At 38.9% G+C, this 11,719-nt stretch carries 10 protein-coding genes; all 10 read left to right on the forward strand.

Annotation, left to right across the window (positions count from 1 at the left end):
* Window positions 1-1,323, forward strand: coding sequence for a hypothetical protein (locus B5G11_RS09935; protein ID WP_087253248.1), 1,323 nt, complete (start codon window positions 1-3; stop codon window positions 1,321-1,323).
* Between the two features lie 12 nt (window positions 1,324-1,335).
* The gene (locus tag B5G11_RS09940) at window positions 1,336-2,487 is read left to right on the forward strand and encodes a hypothetical protein (protein ID WP_087253250.1); all 1,152 of its coding nucleotides are present in this window, start codon (window positions 1,336-1,338) and stop codon (window positions 2,485-2,487) included.
* A 14-nt stretch (window positions 2,488-2,501) separates the two neighbouring features.
* Entirely contained in the window at window positions 2,502-3,365 is an 864-nt protein-coding gene (locus B5G11_RS09945) for a M48 family metalloprotease (RefSeq protein ID WP_158099254.1), read from the forward strand.
* Window position 3,366: 1 nt separating this feature from the next.
* The gene (locus B5G11_RS09950) at window positions 3,367-3,747 is read left to right on the forward strand and encodes a hypothetical protein (RefSeq protein ID WP_087253255.1); all 381 of its coding nucleotides are present in this window, start codon (window positions 3,367-3,369) and stop codon (window positions 3,745-3,747) included.
* A 9-nt stretch (window positions 3,748-3,756) separates the two neighbouring features.
* Entirely contained in the window at window positions 3,757-4,512 is a 756-nt protein-coding gene (locus B5G11_RS09955) for a hypothetical protein (RefSeq protein WP_087253256.1), read from the forward strand.
* Entirely contained in the window at window positions 4,509-6,212 is a 1,704-nt protein-coding gene (locus B5G11_RS09960) for a type IV secretory system conjugative DNA transfer family protein (RefSeq protein ID WP_087253258.1), read from the forward strand. Before B5G11_RS09955 ends, B5G11_RS09960 begins: the two co-directional genes overlap by 4 nt.
* Before the next feature lies 1 nt (window position 6,213).
* Window positions 6,214-6,771, forward strand: a complete 558-nt coding sequence (locus tag B5G11_RS09965; RefSeq protein ID WP_242959026.1) for an ATP-dependent Clp protease proteolytic subunit — start codon at window positions 6,214-6,216, stop codon at window positions 6,769-6,771.
* 439 nt (window positions 6,772-7,210) lie between these two features.
* Complete coding sequence (locus B5G11_RS09970; protein ID WP_158099255.1) at window positions 7,211-8,191, forward strand: hypothetical protein; 981 nt, start codon at window positions 7,211-7,213, stop codon at window positions 8,189-8,191.
* A 162-nt stretch (window positions 8,192-8,353) separates the two neighbouring features.
* Entirely contained in the window at window positions 8,354-9,262 is a 909-nt protein-coding gene (locus tag B5G11_RS09975; RefSeq protein WP_087253264.1) for a trans-4-hydroxy-L-proline dehydratase activase, read from the forward strand.
* A gap of 4 nt (window positions 9,263-9,266) precedes the next feature.
* Window positions 9,267-11,645 carry a trans-4-hydroxy-L-proline dehydratase gene (hypD, locus tag B5G11_RS09980; RefSeq protein ID WP_087166970.1) on the forward strand — a complete coding sequence of 793 codons (2,379 nt, stop codon included), beginning with the start codon at window positions 9,267-9,269 and terminating at the stop codon, window positions 11,643-11,645.
* The last annotated feature ends 74 nt before the right edge of the window (window positions 11,646-11,719 follow it).

Genomic DNA, 11,719 nt, shown 5'->3' on the forward strand with positions numbered 1-11,719 from the left:
ATGTATTTTGAAAAAGAGAATGAAGAGAAAAAAACGCCTTTATGGGACGCAGAAAGTGGTATCTCAGCTTATATCTTACCTGAATATAAACCAATAAAAATTCCAATTTCAAAAAAGAATTATTTTATAACGGGAATAACAGGAACTGGGAAAACACAGTTTGTCAAAAAAATAATTCGCCACCGTTTATCTGAAGAATCGAATCTTCGATTGGCGATTCTTCAGATAAAACCACATGATTTTGATGAACTGATGGGAGATAGAGGGGTGTTTATTTGTCAGAATTCTACTGGATATCCAAAAGAGAGGGGGTTCAGATGGAATGCTATGAAGGAATTCCGTTCTGGTGGCGAAGAGAATTATTTGGAGAATATTCAGGAATTCACTTCAATTGCTGCCTCGGAGTACCACAAAAGTGCAGGAGCAAATCTTTATTTTGTTTCTACAGCTGAAGAATCAATCGAGAGATATTTTGTAGCATTGCTCAATTCAACAAGTGAAAACATTCCTAATGATAAAACTTTTGGTTTCCTTGAGAATGAAGAACCAGAAAAGATTTTGAGGATCATAGCAAATTATCCGCCTAATCTTAATTTCTTAAAGATACACTTCGATTATGATCCTCAAGATCAGAATGAGTATAAATTGACGAAACGTGGGCACGACATTTGGATCTTTATTTTGAAGATTGTGAGAGTGCTAAGAGGAACTTTCAAAGAAGCAGGGGATGATTCTATTTGGGACTTCCTTCATAGTACCGGGAAAAATGATGTTACTCGAATTTGCCTTTGTCACGAAGAAGGAAGTAAGTCTTCCTATATAATGGAGCAGTACTTTTTAAAAAGAATAACAAATATGATGCTAGGAAGTGAGACAACTATAGGTGGGGATTTACTGATGGTGTTAGACGAAGTAGACAAGACTCGTGCCAGAGAGTTCCCGTTGGCAAAACTTGCGACATTAGGACGGGATGTGAATGGAAAAAGAACTCAGATATTGCTATCTACCCAAAGCTTTGAAAGCCTGTTTGCAGTAGCAGAGGAAGGAAATGAACATGATATTCGATCTTTATTAGCTGGTTTTCCGATAATAGCTAATTTTAATCCAGGTATGGATGCTACAACACGGGATCTTTTAAAGGCTGCCTACGGAAATCATATTGTTCAAAAAATAATAACACCATTATCCAGATATGATCGACCGATAGTGGAAATGAAAGAAGAGCCATATGTGAAAGATCAGGACTTTGCAAGTTTAGGAATTGGAGAAATGTATATCAAAGTGGAAGCAGAACGGCCTTATCGAGTCAAAATTAGAGAATAGGAGGTCGAAGGAGTGAATTATTTATCTTATATTGAACATACAATGCGACAAACAGAAAGGGCGGCACAGTTTCTTGTATCAGGAGAAACACAAGCTCATGAGGTACTGCTAAAAGAGATTATTCATAGGGCGTATTCAGAAAATCATACTTTGCTGGTTATTGATGACACAAGAGACTCTGTTGGTGTAGTGGAAAAGCTAAAATCTGAAGGATACAGGGTGATAAATAGGCTTTCTGGTGTGGTTATGTATAATCCGTTTAATATTACGACTCTTCAAGATATTTCTAAACTGAGAGAACTACTGGGAACTTTTCAGATGACGGAAAAGGAAAAACAAAAAGTAGTGGCTTACCTTAGTCTCATTCAACATATGTGGTTATTGGAGGGAAATGCTACAAACCTCACATTATCTGATCTTGCGAGATATAGTACTTATGAGTCTGTTGTAAGAAAATTGGACGGCATGGTAAAAGGTGGATTTATCGATAAAGATGAAATGTGTTTTCTTCTAAGTAAGTATAGTGAATTGTCTTCCGTAGGGGCGGATTTGGAAAATATATTTCCGTTACTTCAACCATTTCTTGAGGAAAGAACTATAAAACAGACGGAAAAGGGACTTCAAAAATCTGCTGTTGTCTTGCATACAGGAAGATTAGGACGAGATCAGAATTTAAAACAGATGGTGATGCAACTTTTAAAATTTGAGATAGATGAAGAAAGTAACATTAATACGGTGATCTATATTGATAGCGGCTGTGGAAGTAGAGAAGAGTTACATTATCTTTGCACAGAACTTTATTCAAGAGTGAACTTACACATTTTATCAAAAGACATATTTACTGCACCAAGTTCCGTGTTGCCAGAAATACTAAATCGCTGTGATATAAAGATATATGGAAGACACAATATGTCCAGTGCAAAATTATTGGAAAATGAGTTAGGAGAAGTCTATATTCAGAGAAGTACATATAGTGAAACATTAGATCGAAGAATTACAAGTAATAAACCCTGGGATGTACTTTTGGGTAGAAATAAAACGCAAGGGTATCAGACACTTGCCCCTGTAAAGGAGGCGCTGTATTCCAAAGAATTACTATCAATGTTAAAGTCGAATCAGATTATTTTGGACATGTCTGGAAGAAAGATAATGACTACATTGTAATGTGGAGAGTGATCATGAGAAAAATATTTGGCTTAATCAGGGTGTGTATCCTAGTGATAATTAATTTCTTTGTATTTTGTTCTGTCTTCAAAGCAGAATGGGCACTAGGAATCACAGCAATTATTGCGATTATCGCATATTTGGGAGAATATGTAAGTCTTGCAAAAGATCAAGCTATACCAGTTCAAAATTTAGATGTTTATTATAAATCCAAGCTTGAGACTGCATATCAATTACTTTGTGAACAGGGAAAGAGTACTGGAGTAGATTTGAGATATCTTCGGCTGTATATGGTACCTGATGAACGAATAAATGCATATTCTTATGGACGAAACCATATTGGAGTGACAAAAGGATTACTTGCTTTAGATGATGCCAGTATTGCCGGTGTCCTTGCACATGAAAGCGCGCATTGCCTTGCTGCGGATTCGTTCATCAAAAGAATTCTTTTTTGCGATATAACTCTTATTATCCTTGGCCTGAGTATCATGGGATTTCTAAGCACAGGTTTTCTCTGGATTGCTTTTGCTTTATTGTGTTTTCTGGGGCTATGTGGTGGATTTTTATCTATTTTTATTACAGGAGTTTTGAGTAAGATGATTCGATGTTTTTTTACAGGATTTCAACATATATCTTTGTTTATATATCAGATAACAGTTGGAATAATCAGCCGAAATATGGAGTATAGTGCGGATCGTTTTGCAGCAAAAATGAATTTTGCCAATGAACTTGCATTCTTTTTAAACAGATTTTCAGTGGAAGACGGTGCACCCAAAACACTTCGTGGCATCATGTATGCTAGTCATCCGGCATCTAAGAAGAGGATAAAAAAGATTGAAAAATATTGTTATACAACGTTGTCTGAGGAGGTGGACTAGTATGGATGAGAAGAAAAGATTATTATTTATAATTTTAAGTCGATTAGGGGTAACGTATCAATATAAACGTATAGGCATATGTGATGTTTATTTTTGTAGATATGCTGGAGTTGAATTTAGTATTTTCGGAAACGGCGATAGGGTGACTATGAATAAGTACATAGGATGTTATTCTATAGATCTACAGAAAACTATTCTTTACTTAGGAAAAAACGCTAAGAAAAAAGGGTGTGATATTGTGTTTGTAGATAATAATGGTGAAAAACATGTTGGACTAAATTCTTCTTATACGGATAAACAACGACTTTTTTTTAATATTTGCTATTTCCTTCAAATGATTTCTGTTGGAAAGTTCTTAAAAACAAAAGTAATGACAGCATAGGAGGGGAATATGAAAGAGTTTAATCTTATTTTAACACCGGGAGTTGAAGACAACGATAAAATTGTTTTAGAGTATATCCGTGAAAAATATGGTGATGAAATGCCTTGGTCTTTTTATTGTTTACCATATGTACCTCCCTATCAGGAAAATTGGGAAGGAATTATAAACTATGAAAAAGTCTGTCGATATCATCCATTTTCGGATGAATTACAAGAAAAGACGGTTGTCATAAATTTGAAAGAGTGGATTTTAGGTGATCGAATCCACGAAGATTTTCTTAATATCTTTTTCATGTATCTTCATGATCAACACTCGTATTTTAATTTAAAATATGTTTTCACAGCTGGAGCATATGAAGAGAAAGATGTAAGAGAATTAATCATTCTACTTTCTAAGTATTTTGAAAAAGGTTGTATAACGACTAATCAAATTTTTAAGAATACAAAAGAACTAGAACAGTACATAAGTAAGAAACATAAACGTATTTCCAAAGAGCTAGTAACGAAAATAGCAGATTTGGTCATTGAGCATAAAGAAAAAATTGGCGGTGTATCACAGTTAGATTCACTACTTGCAGGATTAGAAAATTCGGTTTCTAGAACAAGTACATGGATTGATGAACAACTATTAATTGAGAGTGCAACAGAGGTAAGGACAACGGGTCTTTATATGCTTTATAACGAAGAAATGGAAAAAATATTGAGAGGGTGTGAAAGAAGTAACAAAGGACATAAAGATTCTTTTAGAAAGGAGAGAATAGCTTGAGTAAAAAAAAGCTTTATGATTATGAATCTATTTGGCGACAGTATGCAAATCAAGAGGAAAATCAGCGTTTTTTATCTGATTCTTCAGAGGATTTATTAAAAATATGCGATGTGTATGATTTCAAAGCGAAGGAACATCCGCATATAGCAGCAGGAATACCAGTTTATTATGATTCAACTCAGCATAAACTTTACTGCCTTCGATACGGACCACATGTACGTATTAGTGGCGAATCTGGAAACAAAAAAACACGTTGCGTTGTTCGACCGAAAATATTGAGTTGTGTATTAAATGATAGATGTTCCTTTGTGGTAAATGATCCTAAAGGAGAACTCTATGCTGATCCTGCAATCATTCATCTATTACAAACAAATGGCTATGAAGTCCATTGTGTAAATCTACGTGACTTTTCGGGTGACGGACTAAATGTTTTAGCTCCAGCAATTAGATTTGAGAAAGCGGGAGAAAAAACAAAAGCCAATGTCTATATAGAAAAATTACTGGGAAATCTTTTGGAAAACAATCAAGCAAAAGATCCTTTTTGGCCTAAAGAAGGGCAGCGACTTAATCGTTTGATTATAGACATTTTAAAAAGGATACTTATAAATTCAGCCGGAGAAGAAGAAAAATTTAACTTAGCATCTGTTAAATCCTTTATTCGTATGGATTATACTTATATAAGACAGATTGCGGAAATGTTATTGGAAATTATGCCAAAAGATTTACCATATAATCCGGTACGGGAGTTGTTAAATGTTCTTGGTGCTGCAGAGAATACGGTGCGTTCTGTTATTATTTCAGCTAGTGCTCTGATTGAGGAATTTGCAGTATGTGAAGCGTTATTGAAACAGATATCTATTTCGACCTTTGATCCAAGGGAAATGTATCAAAAACCAATGGCGCTCTTCTTTATTATTCCTGACGAAACATCCGGAATGGATTGCGTGGCATCTTACTTGATGGATGTAGTATATCAAGAATTAATCGATGAATATACGAATCGATATAGAGATAAGCATGAAGGGGCGCCGAAAGATGTCCATTTTATCATAGATGAGTGTTCGAATACTCGTATTCCCAACCTTGGGAGCAAAGTTAGTATCAGTAGATCACGGCAGATTTATTTCACTATAGTTTATCAAAGTGATGATGGTATGGCAGCAACATACGAAAAGGACTGGCTAAATATTAAGTACAACATGAAAGCTCATATTTTTTTGGGAAATAGTAGTGCAGATGTATTAAAGCAGGTTTCTGAAGAAGCTGGTACTATTTGTGTGTCAAAAGAACAGAAAATGATTCCGGCAGTTTCGGTTCATGATCTTAGACATATGAAAAAGACAAGAACATATAAAGATGCATTAGTTATTGTTGGGGATTATTTGTATGCAGCAAAGTTACCGGATTATGAAGTTTATCCAATGCTTGCTTCAACGAACAAATGTGAACCGTGGCATGATAACTTAGAGGATATGGATCTTTGCGTTTTTACTCCGGAAAATTTATTTTCGAAGCTTATATCGGGAGAAATTTCATTTGAAGAGCCAGACACACAAGAAGTGAAAAAATTTTCAAAGTCAGAAAAAAAGGCGGAGAATACTAATAAGGTAACAAAAGAAGAAATCTCTGAAGATGATGTAGAGGAAAAATTTTCGGAGTTATATGATGAATTGTTTGGAGGCACAGAAGATGATTCCTAATATGAAAAGAGTTACGAAAACTGGTATTGAGCAGATGGATCTTTTTACATATGACTTTCAAGAAAATAGAACAATATATTTGTTCGACGAGATCAATTCAAACACAGCAAGAGAGATTATATGTCAACTCAGATACTTAGATGCTGTTGGAAATGGCAAGGATATAACGCTTATGATTAATTCTCCGGGTGGTTCTGTGACAGATGGCCTTGCAATTGTTGATTGTATGAATGCTTGCCAATCAGATATAAAGGTTATCGCAACAGCGATGGCAGCATCTATGGGAGCGTTCATATTAGCTTGCGGGACGAAAGGCAAAAGATATGCTACTCCAAACACAGAAATAATGCTCCATCAACCATTGGGAGAAACTCGAGGTCAGGCAATAGAGATAGAGCTTGCTGCTAAGCATATTTCAAGAACAAAAGAGCACTTGTATACAATTTTGGCAACCCAAACTGGAAAAACCAGAGATGTAATTGAAAAAGACTCTGATAGAGATTATTGGATGACTGCAAAAGAAGCTTTGGAGTATGGATTAATAGATGATATTAAATAAATAGAAAACTACTAGTATATGTTTTTTAATAAATTTTAGACTATGGTAAAAATGGATGTGAGTTAAAATATTGGAGTTAGTGAAAGCGAGCAGGGTGATTGTGATTTCAAGTTTCGTAGGAAGTGGGAAGGAGTCTATTATTGAAAGCAAGAATAAAAGAAAATGTAATCATGATTTATCCCAGATCACTGCGCCGTCCTAAACCTCGCGTTATTAGCCTTATTCGGTAGAAATAGGCTGTTGGTGGCTAGATACTGGGATGGAGCAGTGACCATAGCTACAATTCCCATAGAACTTATTGTAACCGCTGAGGCCATGATTATAAAGTAACTTATCATATGAGAGGGGAGTACCAATGAAAAAAATTCGAAGCTTGTTATTCAGAGCAAATGCGTTCGCGAAAAAACATACTGCCTATTTAACTTTACTCCTATCAACTGTGATTGGCACGGTATTTTCAGAAGAACTGTTTACCTATTTCGTGTATCACGAAAAAGTAGTGAAAGGAACGTATCTGTTTTTTGCCTATACGATTCTCACCGGATGCATGATGTCTTACATGGACTACAGTAAAAAGAAATCGTTATTCCGAATGATCTTAGCCGGCATGACCCCGGCGTGGATCCTTCTGACGTTCCGCTGGTGGGCGGAGGAGGTATGGGAGGCAAAGCTGCTTGTGGCGGTATTTGTCCTTTACATCCTGACTTTGCTTACACAGGTCGTAATCCGGAAATACCACGGCAGGAAAATAGGCCACCTGTGGACAAAGATCATCTACAAAAGCTTTTCAGTCCTGATAGCCTTGTCCTTTCTGGGTACTCTTAGATACGGTATGAGCAGGACAACGCCTGCGGAAACGAAAGTACAGGAAGTGTCGACAGAAATTTACGGTGACAGGGGATGGAATGAGAACCGACGTATGTTGAGCATGTGGCAGGGGGATGTCTATATTACCCTGGACAATCAGGAGAAAAAGGAACTATGGCAGTCCCTTGTTGATCTGGAGAGCCGGTACTGGGGAATTGAGCCGCCAACGGTGGAAGTGGAGCAGTATGAAGCGGAAAGCGAGAGAGATGGATACTACTCCAAAGCAGACCAGATGATCAGCGTTACGAGCAAGGCATGGTACTATTCTAGAGAGAGAATGCTTGAGATTCTGCTGCATGAGGTCAATCATGCATACACACAGGCGGTAGCGGACAGTGTGAACTGGGAAGACCAGTATGAGGACGATCATACGCTTCGGATGTACGCCGATGCCTATATTTTCAAAAACGCATCGGAACATTATACTGCGCCGGAGGAAGATAAAGAGGAGTATTACAATAATGCCATGGAAGTTGCTGCCCGGGAGTATACGGAGGAGTGGGTCTGGAAATATCTTGAATATATTGATGAGATTCCACGTTCCACGGAGTAAGTCACAGGATAATTTGCGCATCTGGATGTAAAAGATGTTATTTTTTTATCAATTCTTTTCATTCCCTATTGACAAAATTATAACATTGTTGTACATTTAATTTAACGATTAGACTAAAGTTCAAACTGAGGTTCAAAGAGGGAGAACTGACAGGAGAGAATCATGAAAAATATCACAAATATACAGAAATTTTCGATTCATGATGGGGACGGGATTCGTACAACTGTATTTTTCAAAGGATGTCCTTTGAAGTGTGTATGGTGCCATAACCCGGAGACCCAGAGGTTTGAAAGAGAGATGGAGCTGGACAGGGAAAAATGCACAGGATGCGGAGCCTGCGCGGCGGCCTGCCCGAATGGTGCGATCCATGTGGAGGATCACAAGCCGGTATGGAATTCACTGTCCTGTACATTTTGCGGAAAATGCGCAGATGTTTGTCCGGCGTCCGCAAGAGAAATCGTCGGATATGAGTATACAGTCAAAGAACTGGTTAAAGAACTCATGAAGGATCAGATGTTTTACGAACAGTCCGGCGGAGGAGTTACCTTCTCGGGCGGTGAAGTGATGTCAGTGGACATGGATTTTGTCCTCGCGGCAGCCAAAGAGCTGGACCGTCAGGGAATATCGCTTACCATCGACACATGCGGATATGCTCCTTATGAAAGATTTCAGAAGATTCTTCCTTATGTAGATACATTCCTTTATGATGTGAAGATTATGGATCCGGAGCTTCATAAGAAGTACATCGGAGTTGACAATAAACTGATACTTGAAAATCTGGTCCGCCTTTCTCAGGACGGCGCCAGAATCTATATCCGGATTCCTACCATCAAAGAGGTAAACGGAAACGAACAGAACATGAAAGAAACCATCGCGTTTCTTCAGGAACACGATATCCATCCGGCTCAGATCAATCTGCTGCCTTACCATGATACCGGAAGCGGAAAATACAGAAAGCTGGATATGGAATATAAAGGCACTGACCTGCATGCACCAGACAAAGAAGAGATGGAAGCACTGGCGGCTATATTTATCAATGCAGGATATACGAACACCAAAATAGGAGGTTAGAAAAATGGCAAAACTTCGCGGTATGAATGAAAGAATTCAGAAACTCAGACAGATCAGTGTAACTACTCCGGTTCATATTGACCTGGAAAGAGCAAAAATCGAGACAGACTTTTACAGAGAAAACGATGGAAAATATTCAATTCCGGTTATGAGAGCGATGACTCTGAAAGAATATTTTTCCAAGAAGACATTATATCTTGGAGACGGCGAACTGATCGTTGGTGAAAAAGGAAAAGATCCTCAGGCATCTCCGACATTCCCGGAACTTTGCTGCCACAGTGAAGAGGATATGATCGTCATGAGCGAAAGAGATCTGGTATCCTTCAAGACAACAGAAGAAGACCGGAAGCTTCAGAGAGAAGAGATCATCCCGTACTGGACAGGAAGAAGCATGAGAGAAAAGCTTCTTTCCAAGATGACACCGGAATGGCATGACTGCTATGAAGCAGGTATGTTCACAGAGTTCATGGAGCAGAGAGGACCTGGACATACATGCGGAGGCGAGCAGGTATTCACAACCGGATACATGGATTATAAAGAGAAAATCAAAAAGACAATGGATGCTCTGGATTATATCAATGATCCGGAAGCTCTGGATAAAGCAGAAGAGCTGAAAGCGATGGACATCGCGTGCGATGCTGTCATTATTCTTGGAGAGCGTTATCACAAACTTGCTCTTGAAATGGCAGAAAAAGAAGAAAACGAGACAAGAAAGGCAGAGCTGCTTCAGATTGCTGCAAACCTGGAAGTTGTACCGGCACACAAGCCGCAGACATACTGGCAGGCAATCCAGCTGTACTGGTTTACACACCTTGCAGTTACGACAGAACTGAATCCTTGGGATGCTTTCAGCCCGGGAAGACTGGATCAGCATCTGTATCCATATTATCAGAAAGATGTTGCCGACGGTATTCTGGATGATGAGAAAGCAAAAGAACTTCTGGAATGTCTGTGGGTAAAATTCTACAATCAGCCTGCTCCTGTAAAAGTTGGTATCACACTGAAAGAAAGTGCAACATACACCGATTTCGCAAATATCAACACAGGCGGGGTAACACCGGATGGACGTAACGGTGTCAATGAAGTAAGTTATCTGATCCTTGACTGCATGGATGAGATGAGACTGGTTCAGCCGAACTCCAACGTAACCATCAGCAAGAAGACACCGGCAAAATTCTTAAAGAGAGCATGTGAAATCTCCAGAGAAGGATGGGGACAGCCGGCATTCTATAACACAGAGGCTCAGATTGCAGAGCTCCTTAATGCAGGAAAGAGTCTGCCGGATGCAAGACGCGGTGGATCCTCAGGATGTGTAGAGACCGGAGCATGGGGAAGCGAAGCTTATATCCTGACAGGTTACCTGAACATTCCGAAGATCTTCCAGCTGACACTGTTCAACGGATACGATGAGTACAGCAAAAAGCAGCTTGGTCTTCAGCTTGGATACGCAAAAGACTTCAAGACATTTGACGAATTATGGGCTGCATTTAAGAAACAGCTTGAGTACTTCGTAGATGTTAAGATCCGTGGAAACAATGTTATTGAAAAATTATATGCTGAAAACATGCCGGCACCATGTCTGTCTGTTGTAACAAATGACTGTATCTCCAAGGCAAAAGACTACAATGCAGGTGGAGCAAGATACAACACAAGCTACATTCAGGGTGTAGGTATCGGAACGGTTACTGACTGTGTTGCTGCAATCAAATACAATGTTTACGACAAGAAGAACTTCACCATGGAAGAGCTGATCGAAGCAATGGAACATGACTTCGAAGGATATGATTCCATCTACAAGATGGTTCATGACAACAGCCCGAAATATGGTAATGATGATGATTACGCAGATGATATCATGCAGGATATTTTCGAGCTTTACAGAAGCACCATCACAGGACGTCCGAATATCAGAGGCGGAGAATACCGCATCGATATGCTGCCGACAACCTGTCATGTATACTTCGGAGATGTCATCCTTGCAACTCCGAACGGAAGAAAAGCTCACAAACCGGTATCCGAAGGTATCTCTCCGGAAAAATCCGCAGATACAAACGGACCGACAGCAGTTATTAAATCCTGCTCCAAGATGGATCATCTTGCAACAGGCGGAACACTTCTGAATCAGAAGTTTACACCGGACGTTGTAGCAGGCGAAGAAGGCCTCAATCATATGGCAGACCTGATCCGTTCTTACTTCGCGATGGATGGTCACCATATCCAGTTCAACGTAGTGGATCGCCAGACTCTGATTAATGCACAGAAACATCCGGAGGATTATAAAGATCTGATTGTTCGTGTTGCAGGATACAGTGATTTCTTCCGCAACCTGGATAAACCGCTTCAGGATGAGATCATTAACCGTACAGAGCAGTCTTTCAGCTAAGAGACAGAAGATAAAGTAATCAGGGACACTCTTTGAAAGTGCAGACTTTCAGAGAGTGTCCCTTTTTGTGTTGT

Origin of the sequence: Drancourtella sp. An57 (genome assembly GCF_002161525.1) — a bacterium.
Classification (GTDB): domain Bacteria; phylum Bacillota; class Clostridia; order Lachnospirales; family Lachnospiraceae; genus Sellimonas; species Sellimonas catena.